Raw genomic sequence first — 19,277 nt, forward strand, 5'->3', positions numbered from 1 at the left:
AATACAGGGTTAAGGTAGTTTTCAGTTCTCTATCTTTGATACCACGACAATGCCCGATTCGGTTACGGTATATCCTCTGCGAAGGTCCTCCTCATGGTCATAGCCGATTTCGGTCCCGTCGGGAATGGTGATGTCTTTGTCGATGATCGCCCGTCTGATTTTTACGTTTCTGCCGACGGTGACATTCTCAAAGAGGATCGAGTCCTCAACCAGGCTGTAGCTGTTCACCTTGCCGCGGGGACCGATGATGGACCGCTGCACGGTGCTGCCGCTGGTTATGCAGCCGGCGCAGACATAGGAGTTGATGTTCATGCCGCGGCGGCCCTCTTCGTCGAACACCGTTTTTGCCGGCGGCAGATTTCCCTGGTTCGTCAGGATTGGCCACTTGTAATTGTAGAGATTCAGTTGCGGGGAAACATGGATAAGATCCATGTTGGCCTCGTAGTAGGATTCAATGGTCCCCACATCCTTCCAGTACCCCTTTTCCTCGGGCTTCATGCCGGGGATCAGGTTGTCGTTGAAATTATAGGCGAAGACCCGGTCTTTCTTTGCAAGCATCATCGGAATCACGTGCTTGCCGAAATCAAGATCTTCGTAGAGCTTCTTCCCCTCCAGCAGAATGTCGATGAGCTTTTGTGTTGAAAAAATGTAATTGCCCATGGACGCAAAGCAGGTATCTCTCCCCGGAATGGGCACGGGATCAGCCGGTTTCTCCTGAAATCCCGTCACCCGGTTATCATCGTCCACCAAAAAGACCCCGAACCTCCTGGCTTCCTCACGGGGCACCTCAAGGGCGGCAATGGTGATATCGGCCCTGTTCATGCGGTGGTATTCTATCATCTGGCTAATATCCATCTTGTAGATGTGATCGCCTCCGAATATTGCCACATAATCCGCATCGGATGATTCGATGAATCTCAGATAGTGGTTGATCGCATCGGCTGTCCCCTTGAACCACTCCTCACTCTCACTGCTCGTCTCGGGCGATATGGCGACGAAGAATTCGCCGAGACCGGCCCATTTCCCCCATGATTCCCTGATGTGCTTCATCAGGGAGTACGCCTTGTACTGCGTCAGGATGTAGACCTTCTTGATCCCCGAATTAAACAGGTTGCTCAGGACAAAATCGATGATCTTGTATTTCCCGCCAAAGGCCACGCCTGGTTTCGGCCGTCTCACGGTGAGGGGGGTGAGCCGCTCCCCCTTGCCTCCGGCCAGAACCATCGCTATCGTGTTCCCCGTAAAATTGCCCGATACATACATGATATTACCCTCCTTCCTGGAAATCTGAATACTCATGAAATTGGTGTCATAATACGGTCAATCATCGGGTTGCCCGGAGCAGGCCCGTCAGGGACCCGATCTGAGCGCTTCCACCACAATCCGCTCCTGCTCCTCCCCGTGCAGCCGGTGGGACCCCACCGCCGGCACGTCGTTCTCCTGCCGCCCCACGTAGCGGGGCTCAGCGCCGAAGATCTCCGCCAGGGGCGACCGGATGAAGCTCCAGGCCCCCATGTTCCGGGGCTCCTCCTGGACCCAGGCCACATCCTTTGCCTCCGGGAACCGCTCCACCGCCTCCCCCAGAAGATCGGTCCGCAGGGGGTAGAGCTGCTCCACCCGGACGATGGCCACGTCCTCCCGGCCATCCTTCTCCACCCGCTCCAGGAGGTCGTAATAGATCTTCCCGGTGCAGAGGAGAAGCCGCCGCGCCTTCTCGGGAGCGGCACCGCCAACGATCACCTCCCGGAACATCCCCTGCAGCTCCTCCAGCCGGGAGACGCACTGGGGATGGCGCAGGAGGCTCTTGGGGGAGAATACCACGAGGGGCTTGCGGAAGGGCTGCTTCATCTGCCGCCGCAGGAGATGGAAGAGCTGGGCCGGGGTGGAGGGGTAGGCCACCTGCATGTTGTTGTCGGCGCAGAGCTGGAGAAAGCGCTCGATCCGGGCGCTGGAGTGTTCGGCCCCCTGCCCCTCGTAGCCGTGGGGAAGGAGGAGAACGAGGCCGCTCACCCGCTGCCACTTTGACTCGCCGCCGGCGATGAACTGGTCGATGATGACCTGGGCGCCGTTGGCGAAATCGCCGAACTGGGCCTCCCAGATGACGAGCGCCTCGGGCGCCTCCACCGAGTAGCCGTACTCGAAGCCGAGGACCGCGAACTCCGAAAGCATGCTGTCCCAGGCCTGGAAGGAGGCCCCATTCGTCGCCGTACCTGCAAGGGGAACGAAAGAGGCGTCGGTGGCCATGTCGTGGAGGACGGCGTGGCGGTGGCCGAAGGTGCCGCGCCGGGTATCCTCACCGGAGAGGCGGATGGAGACACCTTCCGCCAGGAGCGTGGCATAGGCGAGGGTCTCGGCGCTCCCCCAGTCGATCCCCTCTCCCCGCTCCACCGCCTCCCGCCGTTTGGCCAGGAGCGCCGCCACCTTCGGGTGGGGGGTGAAGCCGTCGGGGATGACGGCGAGCCGGAAGGCCAGGTCCTGCAGGACATCGCGGGAGACGCCGGTCTCGACCGGGCCGGGGGCGTAGTCCCGCCGGTACTGCTCCCACTTCCCCTCGAAACCGCCGGGGACGGGACGGGGCGGGGAGCCCAGGGCGGCGTCGAGGCGACGGGTCATCTCTGCCGACCGGGCTGCGATCTCTTCCCGGCCGATCCCCTCCTCGGCCAGCCGGGCGGCGTACACCTCGTGGACCGGCGGCCGGTCCTTGATGAGGCTGTACATGGCGGGCTGGGTGAAGTAGGGCTCATCCCCCTCGTTGTGGCCGTGGCGGCGGTAGCAGATGATCTCGACCACCACGTCGGCGCCGAAGGCCTGCCGGTAGTCCAGGGCCAGCCGCGCCACGTGGACCGCCGCTTCCGGGTCCTCGCCGTGGACGTGGAAGACCGGCGCCGCCACCATTTTTGCCACGTCGGTGGCGTAGAGGGACGAGCGGGCATCGGCCGGCAGGGTGGTGAACCCGATCTGGTTGTTGATGACGACATGGAGGGTGCCGCCGGTCCGGTACCCCTCCAGTTGGGAGAGGTTGAGGGTCTCGGCCACCACCCCCTGGCCTGCGAAGGCGGCGTCGCCGTGAATCAGCAGCGGGAGCACCCGTTTGTCGCTTCCCGGTCCGGCAACGTCCTGCCGCGCCCGGCATTTCCCCTCCACCACCGGGTCCACGGCCTCCAGGTGCGAGGGGTTGAAGGCCATGGTAAGGTGGATGACGCGGCCGTCGGTCAGCTCCCGGTCCCGGGAGAACCCCTTGTGGTACTTCACGTCGCCGTCCCCCACGAAGCCGAGCCCCCCGTTGTCGGCAAACTCGGCAAAGATGTTTTCCAGGGGCTTGCCGAGGATGTTCGCCAGGACGTTCAGCCTCCCCCGGTGGGCCATCCCCAGGATGAGGTCGGTGCCCCCGTGCTCCGCGGCCCGCTCCACCACCGCGTCCAGGAGCGGGATGAGGGTCTCCCCCCCCTCCAGGGAAAAGCGCTTCTGCCCCTGGAACTTGCGGTGGAGGAACTCCTCGAAGAGGGCCGCCTCCTGGAGCTTGCCGAGGATGTTGAGCTTTTCCTCCCGCGAAAAGGTCGGCCGGTTTCGGACCGGCTCCATTCGCTCCATGAGCCAGCTCCGCACGGAGGGATCCTGGATGTGCATGAACTCCACCCCCACGGAGCGGCAGTAGGTCTCCCGCAGGGTATCGAGGATCTCCCGAAGCGTCGCCTCCTTCTTCACATACCGCCGGGGATGGAAGGTGCGGTCCAGGTCCCTCTCGTCCAGGTCATAGTGGTCCAGGGCCAGGAGCGGGTGCTCCAGCTTGCAGGGGGAGAGGGGGTCGGTGCAGGCCAGGAGGTGCCCAAGGTCCCGGTAGCGGTAGATAAGTGAATCCACCGCCGACTGTTTGGCGGCAAGTTCAGGGGAGAGGGTCTCACCGCCGGGCATCCCGCGCCCCAGCTCGTATCCGCTGAAGAAGGCATGCCACTGGGGGGAAACGGCGGCGGGATCGTCGCGCCACCGCAGGTAGAGGGATTCTATGAACTCCGGGTCGGCGCCGGGGAGAATGGACATGGGTGCTTCCTCTCGACAGAGAGCCTGTTCGTAACTAACGTACGAATAACTCTTGCATGACGCCGAAAGTATAGCAGAGGGGGAAGGGGTTTCAAAGGCGGCCCGTCATTGGCCCGTGTTCTCTCCCGTTTTCTCCAGCGTGAGCGCCGCCGAGTTGATGCAGTAGCGCTTGCCGGCGGGGGCCGGGCCGTCGTCGAACAGATGCCCCAGGTGTGCGCCGCAGGCCGCGCAGTGGACCTCGGTCCGGCGCATGAAGAAGCTGAAGTCCGACTCGGCCTCCACGCTCTCATTGTCGGCGGGGGTGGTGAAGCTGGGCCATCCGGTGCCGGAATCGAACTTGGCGGCGGAGGTGAAGAGTTCAGCCCCGCAACAGATGCAGCGGTAGACACCTTCCTCGTGGCAGTCCCAGTACGCGCCGGTGAAGGCCCGCTCCGTTCCCTTGCGGCGGGTTATCTCGTACTGCTCGGGTGTGAGCTCCTTGCACCACTCGGCATCGGATTTGACAATTTTTTTCTTCATGGGCCCACCTCCCTGGCCGGCTCATATCTCATGAGAAAGGATACCACATCGTACCGATTTTGCAGAAGATGGCACAGCGAAGACGTCAAAGTGAAAAGTAGAATGCCGCCCCCTCGCCCGGCTTTCCTTCGGCCCAGAGCTTTCCCCCGTGATGGTTGATGATGCGCCGCACCGTGGCAAGGCCGATGCCGGACCCTTCGAATTCAGCGGTGGTGTGGAGCCGCTGGAACGGTGCAAAGAGCTTGTCGGCGTAGGCCATGTCGAAGCCGGCACCATTATCGCGGACAAAGCAGACGTTGCTGCCGTCAAGCTCCACCGTACCGAACTCTATGAGGGCGTGTTCCCTTTTGGCGGTGAATTTCCAGGCGTTCCCCAGGAGGTTTTCCAGCACGTTCCGCAGGAGCTGAGGGTCCCCCTCGACCACCACGTCATCCTGGATGCGGAAGGTTGCCTGGCGACCAGCTTCCGACAACCGGAGACCGTCCGCAATCTCCCGCGCCATGCTCCCCAGATTGATTTTTTCCCGTCTGAGCTCGTCCTTGCCAATGCGCGATAACTCAAGGAGGGAATCGACGATGGCTCTCATCCTTTCGCTGGAGCCATGGATGCGGCTCAGGAACTCCCTCCCCTCTTCCCCCAGGCTGTCGCCGTAATCTTCAATCAGGACCGTGCTGTAACCGCTGACATGCCGCAGCGGGGCCCGGAGATCATGGGACACCGCATAGCTGAACGCTTCAAGTTCGGCTATGAGCCCCTCGATCTCCCCTTCCAGTTCCTTGACCACCTTGGTGGGATAGAGATAGACGAAAAACGCCAGGCCAAATCCCGCCATGGCGAAAACGAGAAAAACGGCAAGGGTGGACACGACCAGCCGGTCCACCGCCGTTTCTATGACAACGGTCCCCATGGTCTCCCTGTTGAAGACAATGGGGGCCTCGCCGCTCAGGGCGAATGACCTGAGGAGCGGCATCCCGTCAGTTTCGTCATGATCGTACAGCTTCAGCGGCTTCCCCGATTCGTCGAGAATACGGACATGGGCGATATTTTTCAGCGGGAGGAAATCGTCAAGAATGGCCGCATATTTCTGGCTCTGGAACTTCCAGAGGGCCGCATCCTCAAGGACCATCCTCCCGAGCCGTTCCGCCAGTTCCCGCGCATGAATCGTGGCGGCCTTCTCCTGGGCGTTACATGCGAGGAAGGCATACCCTGCCGGGAACCCAATGCCGATAAGGAGCGCGATCCCCAGCGCAAGGGGATAGAGCCGGGCCGCCAGTTGCTTTGCTATCGCTATGTTTCCCCGCTTGCCACCCCTCATCCTCGCCTCACTCCGGCAGATAGCCATATCGTTTCAACAGCTTCCGGCCCCTGTCGGAAAATACGAATTCAAGAAACGACGAACCGGCCGGTGAAAGCCCCCCCTTGCGATAGACAAAGGCCAGGGTTTTGGCCAGGGGATATCTGCCGCTGGCCACATTGTCGTCATGGGGCGGGATCCCGTTCAGGCTCAGCATCTTCACGGGGAGCTTCTCCACCATCACGGCGCCCCGATCGGTAATCCCAAGAACATCCCGCGCCCATGAAAGCGCCTGGTTCATCTCCTGGTCGGTGTAGAGGGTGACCCAGAACTTTTTGTCGTGGCTTGCATCGTAGGCTTCCCGAAACCCCGGAATTTTTTCCCGCAACAAACCTATGGCACTGTCCCCCGGCTCCCTGGTCAGGACGACGATCTTTCGGCCATTCTTCCACCGGTTCTTGTGGCCTCGATAGATGGCAACGATGTCGGCATGGCTCAGATCAGTGTCGGGAACCGACGGCGACGTGGCAAAGACTATGGCCGAGCGCGCAAAGGGCCGGTACACGAGCCCCTTTACCGCTTCGGCCTTATTGAGTGGTCGGGAAACCATGCCGATATCCACCGCATCGACTGCGGCAGCCTTGACCCCGCCGGCCGAGCCTATGCTGGGAGGAACCGTTATACACACCCCTGGATGGGAACGTCGGAACTCCCCGGCAAGCATCCGGACGATCGGGATGCATGTCCCCGAACCGGCCACAACAACCTGTGAATCGTTCCCGGACGTCCCGGCAAACGCTGGAGACACGATCAGCACCATCACTGCGGCAATACATGTTCGCATCACTTGCGTCATCACATTTCCTCATAGGTAAAGGATCGGGGCAGCATCTGTGTCAACTCCGCACGCGTCAAAAAACCGTTACGTCCAGCCCGTCTACAGCCTCTTTCCGACCCTCCTCAGGAGGATCGAGTTGGTCACCACCGACACTGACGAGAAGGCCATGGCGAGCCCTGCGTACTCGGGCTTGAGGGTAATGCCAAGGGGGTAGTAGAGAACACCTGCTGCAACAGGGATGCCGAGAATGTTGTAGAAGAGCGCCCAGAAGAGATTCTGTTTAACCTTGGCGAGGGTAGCCCGGCCGAGCCGGATTGCCCTTACCACGTCCATGAGGTCATCGCGGACAAGGATCACGTCGCCGGTCTCCTTGGCCACGTCGGTACCGCCGCCGATGGCGATCCCCACATCGGCCCGGGCTAGGGCCGGGGCGTCGTTGATGCCGTCCCCCACCATGGCCGTGAAAAGCCCCTTGGCCTGGTATTCTTTGACCACCTCCTGCTTGCGACCGGGAAGGACCTCCGCCTCGAAGCCGTCCACCCCTGCATCCCGGGCCACGGCAGCGGCCACGGCCCGGTGGTCGCCGGTTATCATGAAGGTGGCGATTCCCATGGCTTTCATGGCCGCCACGGCAGCGATCGAACCATCCTTGAGCCGATCTGCCAGGGCCGCGAGCCCCACGAGGCGCCCCCCGCCCGCCACGAAGACCAGGGACTTCCCCTCCCCTGCCAGCCGCGCGGCCTCGGCCGCAAGAGGCTCGGTGGCAATCCCCGCCTCCTCCAGAAAGCGGGCGTTGCCGGCCATGACCGGCTCCCCCGCCACGGTGCAGGCGACGCCACCCCCTTCGGTTTCCCGGCAGTCGGCCGCCTCCTCCGGCGCCACGCCCCGCTCCGCGGCGCCTGCCACGGCAGCCTGGGCCAGGGGGTGGGTGGAGCGGGACTCGGCGGCGGCAAGGAACTTCAGGAGCCGCATCTCCGTTTCCCCCGGCGCCGGGAGGAGGTCGGTGAGGGCCGGCTCCCCCCGGGTAAGGGTGCCGGTCTTGTCCAGAAGGATCGCCTGGACCCGGGAGATGTTCTCCAGCACCGACCCCCGCTTCACGAGGATCCCCCGGTTGAGCCCCACGCCGCTCCCCACCATGATGGCGGTGGGGGTGGCGAGCCCCATGGCGCAGGGGCAGGCGATGACCACCACGGCAATGGCCAGCTTGAAGGCGAAGAGGAACTCGGCATGGAGTCCCCAGAACCAGACCCCGAAGGTAATGAGGGACAGGGCGATGACCACCGGCACGAAGACGCCGGAAATCCGGTCGGCGAAACGCTGGATGGGGGCCTTGTCGGCCTGGGCCTCCCGCACCATCCGGACGATCTGGGCAAGGAGGGTCTCCTCCCCGATCCGGGTCGCCCGGACGGTGAGGACGCCGCTGCGGTTCACCGTGGCGCCGGTGACCGGGTCCCCCGGCTTCTTCGCCACCGGCACCGACTCGCCGGTGACCATGGACTCGTCCACGGTGGAGCTCCCCTCCACCACCTCCCCGTCCACGGGAAGGGCCTCGCCAGGAAAGACCCGCACCAGGTCCCCCACCCGGACGGCGGAGGCCGGCACTTCCCGCTCCCCTTCACCGGTCACGAGCCGTGCCTTGTCGGCCTGGAGCCGCAGGAGCTTTTTCAGGGCCTCCCCCGCCTTCCCCCGGGCCCGGGCCTCCAGGTACTTGCCGAGGCGGATGAAGGCGATGAGCATGGCCGAGGTCTCGAAGAAGACGTGGCCGCCGTGCTCCCCGAAGGCGCCGAAGAAGGCGAAGAGGGAGTAGAAGTAGGCGGCGGAGGTGCCCAGCGCCACGAGCACGTCCATGTTGGCGCTCTTGTTCTTGAGGGCGAACCAGCTCCCCTTGTAGAAGGTGAGTCCCGCCGAGAACTGGACGACCGTGGCCAGCACCAGGTTCATCCACCCCACGGCTCGGTTGTCGTGCAGGGTCATGGTGAGCATGATGGGGAGCGACAGGAGGGCGCTCAGGACAAACCAGTTCCGCTGGGCCGTGAGTTCCGACGCGGCTTCCGCCCCCCCCTGCTCCGGCTCCACCGGGGTGTACCCGGCGTCCGTCACCAGGGCGAAAATGTCGGCTTGGCCAAGGCGGGCCGGGTCGAACCGGACCAGGGCCTCCTCCTGGGCCAGGTTCACCACGGCGGCGGTCACGGCAGGGTTGGAGAGGAGCTTCTTCTCCAGGGTCGCCACGCAGGAGGCGCAGTGGAGCCCCCGAACCCCGAAGCGAAGCTCGCCGGCCGCCGCGTTGCGCCGCGTCCCGTAGCCCAGCTCCTTCACCCGGGCCGCGATGGCCTCTTCCGAGGTCCTTTCCTCGTCATACTCCACCGCCAGCTCCTCGGTGGCGAAGTTCACCACCGCCGTGCCGACGCCGGCCATCCGGCCGATCTCCTTCTCGATCCGGGCCGCGCAACCGGCGCAGCTCATGCCGGTTATGCCGAACATCGCCTTACGCATCTCTCTCCCCTCTCACCAGATACCCCTTCAACTCCACGGCGCAGATCTTCACCACCGCCGCCACCGGCACCGCCAGCACCACCCCCCAGAAACCCAGGAGTTCCCCCAGGGCCATGAGGGCGAAGATCACCGCAAGGGGGTTCAGGCGCAGGGTTCCCCGCATGAGGAGCGGCTTGATGAGGTTCCCCTCGATGATGACGTTGATTACGAAGTAGGCGGCGCAGACCTTGGGGATGATCATGAGGTCCCCCGTCTTGGCGTACCCCATGAGGGCCGGCGGGATGACCGCCACCATCACCCCCACGTAGGGAACCACCGACGCGAACCCTGCCACGAAGCCGTTCAGGAGCGGGAACTCGATCCCGAGGAAATAGAGCGCCAGGGCCGACAACAAACCGACCAGGAGGCAGTCGAAGAACTGGGCCATGACAAAGCGCTCCAGGGACTCCTTGATCCGCCTCCCCACCTCCCGGAATGAGGGGCGCTCCCGGTGGGGGACGAAGCGGAGGATCAGGTCCTTGAAGAACTGCTTGGAGGAGAGCATGAAGAAGACGAGGATCGGCGCCAGGACCAGATTGAAGAGGCCGAAGAGGGCGGCCTTCAGCTCCTGGTACCCCTTGCCCGACACCTCCAGGGCCAGCTTTCTGAGGGACTCCTCGGCCCGGGCGATGAGCCAGGCCCCCTCCTGGCCCCCGTAGGAGGGGGCAAGACGCGCCCGCCACCCTTCCAGGACCCGTTCCAGGTTCTGCACATAGTGGGGGACCGCCCGGGGAAAGGCCTCAAGCTGATGGCTCAGGTACGGGATAAGCGCAAAGAGCGAAAAGAGTATCACCACCGAGATGCAGAGGTAGAGGATTGCGAGGGCGGGAATGCGGCCGAGCCCTTTGCGCTCCAGGTACTTCAGGAAGGGGTTCAGCAGGTAGGCGATGACGAGGGAGGTGAGGATGGCCGAGAGGCTGTGGTGGGCCACGTGGCCCGCCAGGAGCACCACCCCCAGGGTCCCGGCCAGGAACCAGGCGATATGGGCCGCATCGCGGGGGCGCACCTCACGCTCCCCGCGAAAAGTCGCCGTGCCGCGCGTGATTCGCTATGATCCGGACCGCTGCGGCGATGGGGATGGCAAGCAGGATCCCCCAGAAGCCCATGAGCTCGCCGAAGAGCATGACGACAATGATCGTCACAAGGGGATTCAAGTCCATGGATTCCTTGAAGACCAGGGGTTTTACCACGTACCCCTCCAGGAAGTAGATGACCGAGAAGGCCCCGATCACCTTCAGGAGGACAAGTCCGCTCTCGTACTGGACGTAGGCGAAAAAGAGCGGCGGGAGCGTCGCCAGGATCACCCCGATGAAGGGAAGGATCGACGCAAGGCCGGCAAAGATGCCGTTAAGGAAGGGATAGTCGATGCCAAGGACGAAGAGGGCGATGATGGAGAGGATTGCCACGATGACCGAGACGATGAGCTGCCCCCGGATGTAGCCGCCGACGCTGGCGTTGATCTCCCGCCCCAGTGTGAGGATTGCCTCGCTACGGGAAGGGGGGAGCCACGTGATGATCCCCCTATTGATCTCCTCCTTGTACCAGAGCATGAACAGGATGAGGATGGGGGCAAGCACCAGATTGAAGAGGTTGAAGACAAACCCCGTGGCCGCCTCGTAGACTCCCGCGCCCAAGCGCGACGCCAGCTTGTCGAGCTGGCCGGCTCCCGTCTCGAAGAGCCAGCGCCACTCGTCGGCGGCAGAGGAGGGAACCATCTGCATCTTCCAGGCGAGGACGATCTCCTTCCCCTTCTGGAGGTAGGTGGGGAGCCCCGTGAGGAATGCCTCCCAGCGGATGCTGGCAAAGGGGACGATGAAGGTGACGAAGAAGACCGAGAGAACCGTGAGGAGCAGGTAGAGGGCAACGATCCCCCAGGGGCGGCGAAGGCCGCGACGCTCCAGCAGGACCACGGCGGGATCGAGGAGATAGGCAAAGACAAAGGAGAGAAGAAAGCAGGAAAGCGTGTGCCGGATGGCATAGCCTGCGGCTATCACGGCCGCGACCGCCAGGAACCAGATGATCCCCTTCTGTGCGGCCGGTGCGTTCTCTCCCATCATTGCCCCCGTTCCCGTAACGCCGCCGTCGTTGGCTGGCAGGCTGCTAAAATTCCTCTTCCTCGCCAAAGAGGTCGTGCTCTTCGAGCCAGTGCCTGATCCGCTCGGAGATGATCTCTTCCTTCCTGGCCATGAAGCGGTCGAACTCCTCCGGATAGAAGGAGAGGATCTCGTCAAGTTTCCCGAAGGGCCTCTTCCCCTCGAAGGCCCGCTCGAGCATCCGCTTCAGGGCATCGTTCTCCACCCCGCGGATGAACTCGTGGAGCAGAAGCCGCTCCTGATCGTAGTCAAATCCGGGTATCTGAATGAAGCGCTCGTCGCTCTCCTCCAGGTCATGCCAGAACTCGTCGTCCTCGTAGTCGGCAGGGACGGCGAAGATTTCCCCCGTCTCCCGGTCCAGGAAGAAAATGACATCACTTTCCGGATTGTCAAAGGCCTCCAGGAGGTCGTCCCAGACTATCTCCACGTCCCGCATGAATCCCATGGTGAACCCGTCTTCCTCTCTCAATCGAGGCTCTATCTTTACCTTTGCAGCCCTTTTGTTCTATAGTGCCGCCATGCACGCTATCTTCATCGCCGACGCCCACCTGCGACACGAGGGTGACGAAAACTACCGGCTCCTCATGGAGTTCCTGGCCGAACTCCGGGGGACCATCGACACCCTCTTCATTCTCGGTGATCTCTTCGAGTTCTGGATCGGCTACGACACGGTCCCCTTCACCCACTACCACCCTGTCCTGGACCGGCTCAGGGAACTGGCTGCAAGCGGCGTGGAGATCGTCTACCTGGAGGGAAACCACGACTTCCACATGGGGCCATTCTTCACCGAGGTCCTCGGCGCCCGGGTCCACCCCGGCCCAACAGCGGTCGGAATAGACGGGAAGCGGGTATACCTCTGTCACGGCGACGAGGTGAACCGCGAGGATTACCCCTACCGGCTGCTCCGCTTCATCCTCCACAGCCCCCTGACACGGCGAGCCACCCGTATCGTCCCACCTGCCGTCGCCTGCTGGATCGCCGAGCGGATGTCCCATGGGAGCAAGAAGAGCCACGGTCGGCGCCGGCACCGCTGGGACTACCCCGCCCTGCTGCGGGCCTTTGCCGCCGAACGGTTCCGGGAGGGGTGTGATGTGGTCGTCTCGGGCCACTTCCACATCCCGTTCCTGGACAACACCGACGGCCGGATTCTCCTCTCCCTGGGGGACTGGCTTAGCCATTATACGTACGGAGAGTGGAAGGACGGTACCCTGTCGCTGAAAAGCTACCGGGACCAAAGATCAGGGACCACGGCCCGCTAAAGCGTGTCGAGCCCGAAGAGCCGCAGATACCTCGCAACCCGTTCTTCCATGGTCGGCGCCTCCACCAGGAGGCAGAGCTCGTCGGGGCGGTACCCCCGGCAGACCGCCGGACGCTCGTCATAGGCAGTACAGAGTCCCATCCCGTCCAGGTGCCGACACCTCACCCCAACCGGCTTTCCGAGCGTCGTGATGTCGGGGGCGACACAGCAGGTGCCGCATTTCAGACACTCCATGCCTCTCCCGGCCCCCGGCCCCAGATCACCGGTTCCTGTTGAAAAACGCCTCCAGGGCCTGCTCACCCAGGTAGGGCGCCTTGATTTTCCACTTATCCTGATTGATGACGAGGGCGGCAAGGGCAATCTGAGGATCTTCGACAGGGGCGTAGGCGGCAAACCAGCTGTAGTGCCCCTCGGGGTCGGTGCCGTTGATGGAGCCGGTCTTGGCTGCGATGTTGACATTGGCAATCCTGGGACGGCCATGGCTGTCATGGAAAGCACGGCGGGAGGTGCCGCTGGTCACGGTGGTGGAGAGCATCCTCGTGAGCTGGTTGGCCACTTCGGGAGCCGCGATGGAGCGGATCGTCAGGGGTTTGTGGGCGTAGGTCACCTCGTTTTTGGTATTTCTGATCTCGTCCACGAGGGAGGGAGCGAGCATGGTGCCGCCATTGGCTATGGCCGCCATCATGACCGCCGCATGGACAGGGGAAATCTTCACCTCGCGACCGAGGCCCGCCCCCATGAGGCGGAGATCATCCTCGGTCTGGGGGTGCTCGGCCTTACTCGGCTGGACCGGGGTCCCCGGGAGAAGATAGTGGTTGAAACCATACCGCTCGGCGCAGCGCAGAACCGATTCCCGCCCCGCGATGTCGCTGGCGAGCCGGCCAAAGACCGGGTTGACCGATTTACCCATGGCGGTCGTGAGGTCCATCTCCTGGGCGCCCCGTTTCGGGAGGCTGCTCCAGTGGCGGGAGCTCTCCGAGTAGAGTCCGCCTCGGAACGGGATGACCGTGTCGGGGGTAACCTTCCCTTGCTCCAGCGCCGCCGTGGCAGTGATTATCTTGAAGAGGGACGCCATGGGGTAGACCCCGTAGAAGGCCCGCTCCTCCCAACCGGGAGACGCCGACGAATGGGAAACCATGGCCAGGACTTTGCCGCTCTTCGGCTCGATGGCAACGAAAACCCCGTAGGGTACGTCGAACTGGGCCATGACCTCCTTGACCCGCTCCTGAATGGTATTGTTGATGGCAAAAACCACCGTCCCCCCATCGGGAATGGGGGCCGTGAACCGGTCCCCTTCGAGCCGGGCCGAGGGGAAGAGCCCGGCCCCGAGCCGGAAGGAACTGAATACGTCGAGATCGCGGGGGTCCTTTACTGTCGGGTGTGCTTCCCCCTGAACGCTGGAGACGGCCGTTCGCCCCAAGAACACGGGCGAAAAGACCGGATAGGCGGCGATAAAGGCAGCAAGCACGGGAAGGAGAACCCGGAGACGTTTTTTCCGGGGTTTCGATTCGTCGAGTCTCTTGAAGGAATTGCGGGAAGGGGCTTTCCGCTGCTTGGTGAGAGCGGAAAGAGAAAAGCGGCCCTTGCTCGTGAGATGTTTAAAGTCTTGCATATATAAAAAAGGATCCGATCACCCGTCCGTCGAAGCCGAAGCGGGCGTGAATGCTGGAATTCATAGCGGTTACACAGCCGTCACTATATGCAAAACCCCACCCTTTGTCAACGACGGCACCCGTTACCATCCTCTCATGAACCAGACGTCAAGGGGTCGTCATCCGCCGATGGAACGGATTCCGTCAGATCCCGGAAACTCAGGTCGCCGACAGCCCCCTGGACAGCCCCCTCAATCCTGGCCCAGAGACCGTCCACCACGGCAGAACCTTCGCCCCCCATCCTTCGGGGGAGCCCAATCCCCTGATTCCGCAATGCCGCGAGCACGTCCCGAACCAGAATGTGTTCCAACTCCCGGGCCGGCAGATAGAGGGCATCATCGCCGCACCCTGCCGCGACCATCCCCCCCTCGGTCAGACATTCGAGAATTTCCCGCACAGACCGTTCGGGCACGTCGAGACGCTCGGCAAGCGCCGCCACGCTCCAGGCGGGGCGGTCGTTGTGGAACGCCAGGGAAATTTCGTAGAGAAGGGCCAGGGCCAGCCGCTCGCGGGCGGCGCTGCTCATTGACGGGGTGCGCACCTCGCGCCGGAAGGTCCGCAGGTGCTGGTGGGCATAGACCACCTCTCCCCCCAGAAGAACGATGAGCCAGCTCGTGTAGAGCCAGACCATGAAGATCGGCAGAACTGACAGGGTACCGTAGATGGCGTTGTACTTGGCCACCCCCACCTGGAAGGTGATATACCCCCACTGGGCAACCTGCCAGAGGGTCCCGGCGATGACTCCCCCCACCAGAGCCGAGCGGAAGCGGACCCTGGTGTTGGGTATGAACATGTAGAGGAAAACGAGGGCAATCCAGATACTGAGGAAGGGAACCAGATGAAAAAGGAGCACTAGAACGTCGCCCAGATACGTGGACCGCATGAGCCACTGGACGAACGCCTGGCTTTCGATGGTAGTCGTCGTGCTCACCGCGGCCAGAAGGAGGATCGGACCGCTCACCAGCACGCTCAGGTAATCGCTGAACTTGCGGTAGAGAGAGCGGGTCTCCCGGACCCCCCAGATGACGTTGAATGCCTCCTCGATGGTGCCCAGAAGCGAGACGACAGTGACGATGAGGAACACGAGGCCGACGGCGCCGATGGCGCCGACCTTGGTGTTGTTGATATAGGTGACGATGTTGTCGACGATCTCGTGGGAGCCGGCCGCCACCTGTTCGAGGATGAAGGGTTCCAGGGTGTTCTGGACCCCCAACCCCTTCAGGACGGCAAAGGCAAGGGCAAAGAACGGAACGATGGAAAGGAGCGTCGAAAAGGCAAGGGCCGACGCCCGAATGAGGCACTGGTCGTCGAGAAAGTCCCTGACGACCAGGGTCCCGATCTGCAGATAGCGCACGAGGCGCCCCTTCACCGGGCCGAAGGAGTCCGGCTCCATCTCCCAGAGAGTATGGGTGAAAAAACCGGTGATCCTGTCCTGTGTCCCGTCTCTCCGTGTCATCGCCCCACCGCCGCACCGGCCGGCCGCGCGCACGAAAAAGCCCACGCGAGGTGGGCTTTTCATGCTGCGGCTGAAACTGTTACATCTGGCCGAACTTCTCTTTTTCCCGCTCCATCGCTTCCTTGCCAGCTTCGATGGCGGAGGTGATGATCGACTTCTTCTCGGTGATCAGATCCTTTGTCTCCTCGTAGGTGTCCTTGATCTTGCCCTGGGCCTCCTTGGTGAAACCCTTGATCTTGTCGATCGCGTCATCGGTCAGATCCAGGATGTTTTCCCGCATCTCCTTGCCGGTCTTCGGCGCCAGCAGGAGCCCGAGCCCTGCACCGACCGCGGTGCCGGCCAGGAAGGAGAGAAAAACTGTCCCTACGCTTAACCCTTTTTCTTCGTCTGCCATGACATTACCCCCTTTTCTTGATGAGTCGTTCTGTGAGGAACTTGCCTGCCGTCCTGGCGCCGGTCATCCAGACCGACGAGGTAACCGCCGCGTGGACAACGGTGCCGATAACGGCGTTGATGGTGCGGATATTGCGCCCCGTATCGCCGACCGACTCCATGAAAGTCTGGACATCCTCGCGCTTCTCGGCGATTGCCTCGGTCACCATGCGGAGTTCGGCCAGTGTCTTCTCCAGCTCCAGAAGCACCGGCTTCAGTTCGCCCCCGGTCCGGGTCACAAAGCCCCGCAGATCCGCCGCGGCCTTCCGGATCTCCATCAGCGTCGGGATCATGAAGGCCACCAGCACCACCAGGGCAAGGGCCATCACCACCAAGGCAAATGCGGATACACTCATGGGGTCGATTCCTCCAGGACGGATAAGTAGTGATAAGTATAGAACAGCAGCGGGACAATGCAAGCTTCCGGCCGAACCGGAAGTGGGGGAACTATACCCCATCCCCCGGGGCGTTGGCAAACGAAATGCTCAGGATTGGCGCGGAGTTCCCCCCCCTGCACCGGAGAAAATTTTCATTTGACAAACCCTCGAGGCTTCCGTATTCTCCCACGAAAACCAAATAGAAACGCATTCTTATCAAGAGTGGTGGAGGGACAGGCCCTGCGAAACCACAGCAACCGGTTTTTCCGGTTCGCATGCGAGCTTAGACCAAGGCGCCAAGGAGGCGGCCCCGCAAGCGTACAAAAAAGTACGCTGAGGAGCCAACGACGCAGGCAACGCAGGTATCAGCTTGAAGGCGAAACGGAAGCGCCAGGTGCTAAATCCTGCCAGCAGGCAAAGATGAGAACGGCGCTTGACGATAGCAATAACTGTCACAAAGCCCCTTCTCGCCACCGCGGGAAGGGGCTTTTGGTTTCTTCAACCGCTCATTCAGGATTGACGCATGTCCGTCGGCATCGTACAGGAACAATCAGTAACCTTCGACACGGAACTCCGGCTGGAAAGCGGCCGGATCCTCGGCCCCATCACGCTGGCCTACGAGACCTACGGTGAACTCAACGCCGACCGCTCCAACGCCATACTGGTGGCCCATGCCTGGACCGGCAACGCCCACCTGGCGGGGAAAAACAGCGACGAGGACACGAAGCCCGGATGGTGGGACGCCATCGTGGGTCCGGGGCGGCTCCTGGACACCGACCGCTGGTTCGTCATCTGCTCCAACGTCATCGGCTCCTGCTACGGCTCCACCGGCCCCGCCTCCATCAATCCCAGGACCGGCAAGCGCTACAACCTCACCTTCCCCGTCATCACCGTCCGCGACATGGTTCGGGCCCAGGCGCTGCTGCTGGACCACCTGGGGATCGACCGGCTCCTCACTGTCCTCGGCGGGAGCATGGGGGGGATGCAGGCCCTGGAGTGGGCCACCCAGTTCCCGGACCGGGTCCGTTCCGCCATCGCCCTGGCCACCACGAGCCGGCCCTCGCCCCAGGCCATTTCCCTGAACGCCGTGGCCCGCTGGGCCATCTTCAACGACCCCACCTGGAAGAAGGGTGAATACCGGAAAAACCCCAAGGACGGCCTGGCCCTTGCCCGGGGGATCGGCCACATCACCTTTCTTTCCGACGAGTCCATGTGGCAGAAGTTCGGCCGCCGCTTCAACGCCCGGGACGGCCTCTTCGACTTCTTCGGCCAGTTCGAGGTGGAGCGCTACCTCTCCTACAACGGCTACAATTTCGTGGACCGCTTCGACACCAACTCCTTCCTCTATCTGGCCAAGGCCCTGGATCTCTATGACCTTGCCTGGGGGTACGAGTCCCTGGAGGAAGCGTTTTCCCAGGTGAAGGCGCCGATCCAGTTTTTCGCCTTCACCTCCGACTGGCTCTACCCCCCCTACCAGACCGAGGAGATGGCCACTGTTCTTCGCTCCCTCGGCAAACCGGTCGAGTACCACCTGATCGAATCGGCCTACGGCCACGACGCTTTCCTCCTGGAGCACGAGACCTTCGCGCCGATGGTGCGGGAGTTTCTGGACAAGGTGGAATGTTCAGAGTAGCTTAGGGGAAGGCATCCCAATCGAGGCGCTTCCAGGAAGGAAAAACAATGGCGCGGAAGATCTTCATAGCGGCCACCGGACAGAACTGCGGCAAGACCACCACCAGCCTTTCGCTGCTGCACCTGGCCCGGAAAAAATACGGAAGAGTCGGCTTCATGAAGCCCCTGGGTCCCAAGCCGGCAATGCTGCGGGGGATCCCCATGGACAAGGACGCCGCCCTCATGGCCCAAGTCTTCGGCCTGACCAAGGATCTGCGCTGGATGTCGCCGGTGGTGGTCTATCCCGACACCACCCGGAAGGTGATTGACGGCGAGATCTCCCCCATCGAACTCCGGGAGCGGATCCTCGAGGCCAATGCCGAGCTGGAGAAGCAGTGCGACTTCATCATCATCGAAGGGTCGGGGCACCCGGGGGTCGGCTCCGTAATGAAGCTCTCCAATGCCCGTATCGCTCGGATGCTCGACGCGCCGGTGCTCATGGTGACCGGCGGCGGGGTTGGGAACGTGGTCGATTCCGTTTCCGTGGATCTGGCACTCTTTGAGAAGGAAGGGGCCCAGGTGCGGGCAATCCTGGCCAACAAGCTGGTCGCCCACAAGCGAGGCCAGATCCTCGACTATCTGCAACGGGCCTTCGCCGACGAGCCCTTCCCCGTGATTGGCGGTTTCGACTACCAGCCGGTCCTGGCCAACCCCACCCTGGACCGCGTCTCAAAGCTCCTGGATCTCCCCCTCCACGGCAACCGGCGCGACATGAAGCGGATCATCAACAACGTGCAGATCGGCGCCGCCTCTACCCAGCGGGTGGCCGAGCTCCTGCGGGACTCCACCCTCCTCATCGTCACCAGCAGCCGCGACGAACTCCTCGTGACCCTGGCAAACCTCTACCAGATGCCCGAATACCGCACCAAGATCGTCGGGCTCGTCATCCCCGGCATCATCCCGGTCAGCACCATCACCCAGCAGATCCTGGAGCGAAGCAGAATACCCTTTCTCCGCAACTACACCCACACCACCGCAGAGCTCTACCACATCATCACCGAGGACGTCTCGAAGATCACCGCCGAGGACACCGAGAAGCTTGCCCTCATCAGGAACCTGGCCGAGACCCGCCTGGACTTCGATAGGCTCGATGCGCTTTTTGGGCCGTAGGAGATCA

General features: G+C 62.6%; 17 protein-coding genes and 1 riboswitch. Of the genes, 3 read left to right on the forward strand and 14 right to left on the reverse strand.

All coding sequences use genetic code 11. The annotated features are described in order from the left end of the window. Positions 1-21: 21 nt before the first annotated feature. The 9 genes from glgC to RCH91_RS07335 form a co-directional block, all read right to left on the reverse strand. The gene (gene glgC, locus RCH91_RS07295; protein WP_306533965.1) at positions 22-1,263 is read right to left on the reverse strand and encodes a glucose-1-phosphate adenylyltransferase; all 1,242 of its coding nucleotides are present in this window, start codon (positions 1,261-1,263) and stop codon (positions 22-24) included. A gap of 87 nt (positions 1,264-1,350) precedes the next feature. Then, complete coding sequence (locus RCH91_RS07300; protein WP_306533966.1) at positions 1,351-4,038, reverse strand: 2-oxoglutarate dehydrogenase E1 component; 2,688 nt, start codon at positions 4,036-4,038, stop codon at positions 1,351-1,353. A 105-nt stretch (positions 4,039-4,143) separates the two neighbouring features. Next, the gene (gene msrB, locus RCH91_RS07305; RefSeq protein WP_306533967.1) at positions 4,144-4,557 is read right to left on the reverse strand and encodes a peptide-methionine (R)-S-oxide reductase MsrB; all 414 of its coding nucleotides are present in this window, start codon (positions 4,555-4,557) and stop codon (positions 4,144-4,146) included. Positions 4,558-4,642: 85 nt separating this feature from the next. Continuing rightward, the gene (locus RCH91_RS07310; protein ID WP_306533968.1) at positions 4,643-5,872 is read right to left on the reverse strand and encodes an ATP-binding protein; all 1,230 of its coding nucleotides are present in this window, start codon (positions 5,870-5,872) and stop codon (positions 4,643-4,645) included. Between the two features lie 7 nt (positions 5,873-5,879). After that, entirely contained in the window at positions 5,880-6,707 is an 828-nt protein-coding gene (locus tag RCH91_RS07315; RefSeq protein WP_306533969.1) for a PstS family phosphate ABC transporter substrate-binding protein, read from the reverse strand. 81 nt (positions 6,708-6,788) lie between these two features. Then, complete coding sequence (locus RCH91_RS07320) at positions 6,789-9,182, reverse strand: heavy metal translocating P-type ATPase (protein WP_306533970.1); 2,394 nt, start codon at positions 9,180-9,182, stop codon at positions 6,789-6,791. Continuing rightward, positions 9,175-10,227 (reverse strand): AI-2E family transporter, encoded by a 1,053-nt coding sequence (locus RCH91_RS07325; protein WP_306533971.1) that lies wholly within the window; start codon positions 10,225-10,227, stop codon positions 9,175-9,177. Before RCH91_RS07325 ends, RCH91_RS07320 begins: the two co-directional genes overlap by 8 nt. Position 10,228: 1 nt before the next feature. Continuing rightward, positions 10,229-11,275, reverse strand: a complete 1,047-nt coding sequence (locus RCH91_RS07330) for an AI-2E family transporter (protein WP_306533972.1) — start codon at positions 11,273-11,275, stop codon at positions 10,229-10,231. A 46-nt stretch (positions 11,276-11,321) separates the two neighbouring features. Next, positions 11,322-11,759, reverse strand: coding sequence for a UPF0158 family protein (locus tag RCH91_RS07335; RefSeq protein WP_306533973.1), 438 nt, complete (start codon positions 11,757-11,759; stop codon positions 11,322-11,324). Between the two features lie 73 nt (positions 11,760-11,832). Here RCH91_RS07335 and RCH91_RS07340 point away from each other — a divergent pair, with 73 nt between their 5' ends. Then, positions 11,833-12,573 carry a UDP-2,3-diacylglucosamine diphosphatase gene (locus RCH91_RS07340; protein ID WP_306533974.1) on the forward strand — a complete coding sequence of 247 codons (741 nt, stop codon included), beginning with the start codon at positions 11,833-11,835 and terminating at the stop codon, positions 12,571-12,573. Here RCH91_RS07340 and RCH91_RS07345 read toward each other — a convergent pair. The 5 genes from RCH91_RS07345 to RCH91_RS07365 form a co-directional block, all read right to left on the reverse strand. Continuing rightward, positions 12,570-12,806: a YkgJ family cysteine cluster protein gene (locus tag RCH91_RS07345; protein ID WP_306533976.1), complete on the reverse strand. Its 237-nt coding sequence runs from the start codon at positions 12,804-12,806 to the stop codon at positions 12,570-12,572. The two genes, RCH91_RS07340 and RCH91_RS07345, sit on opposite strands and share 4 nt — an antisense overlap. Before the next feature lie 25 nt (positions 12,807-12,831). After that, positions 12,832-14,184, reverse strand: a complete 1,353-nt coding sequence (locus RCH91_RS07350; protein WP_306533977.1) for a penicillin-binding transpeptidase domain-containing protein — start codon at positions 14,182-14,184, stop codon at positions 12,832-12,834. Between the two features lie 134 nt (positions 14,185-14,318). Further along, complete coding sequence (locus RCH91_RS07355) at positions 14,319-15,680, reverse strand: YhjD/YihY/BrkB family envelope integrity protein (protein ID WP_306533978.1); 1,362 nt, start codon at positions 15,678-15,680, stop codon at positions 14,319-14,321. 79 nt (positions 15,681-15,759) lie between these two features. After that, positions 15,760-16,074 (reverse strand): YtxH domain-containing protein, encoded by a 315-nt coding sequence (locus RCH91_RS07360; RefSeq protein WP_306533979.1) that lies wholly within the window; start codon positions 16,072-16,074, stop codon positions 15,760-15,762. Positions 16,075-16,078: 4 nt separating this feature from the next. Then, complete coding sequence (locus RCH91_RS07365; protein ID WP_306533980.1) at positions 16,079-16,468, reverse strand: DUF948 domain-containing protein; 390 nt, start codon at positions 16,466-16,468, stop codon at positions 16,079-16,081. A 231-nt stretch (positions 16,469-16,699) separates the two neighbouring features. After that, positions 16,700-16,916: riboswitch (SAM riboswitch) on the forward strand. 96 nt (positions 16,917-17,012) lie between these two features. Between RCH91_RS07365 and RCH91_RS07370 the strand changes: the two genes are divergently transcribed. After that, positions 17,013-18,122 (forward strand): homoserine O-acetyltransferase, encoded by a 1,110-nt coding sequence (locus RCH91_RS07370; RefSeq protein ID WP_306533981.1) that lies wholly within the window; start codon positions 17,013-17,015, stop codon positions 18,120-18,122. Between the two features lie 47 nt (positions 18,123-18,169). Then, positions 18,170-19,270: a phosphotransacetylase family protein gene (locus RCH91_RS07375; RefSeq protein WP_306533983.1), complete on the forward strand. Its 1,101-nt coding sequence runs from the start codon at positions 18,170-18,172 to the stop codon at positions 19,268-19,270. The last annotated feature ends 7 nt before the right edge of the window (positions 19,271-19,277 follow it).

This window comes from Geobacter sp. (genome assembly GCF_030834625.1).
Classification (GTDB): Bacteria; Desulfobacterota; Desulfuromonadia; order Geobacterales; family Geobacteraceae; genus Geobacter.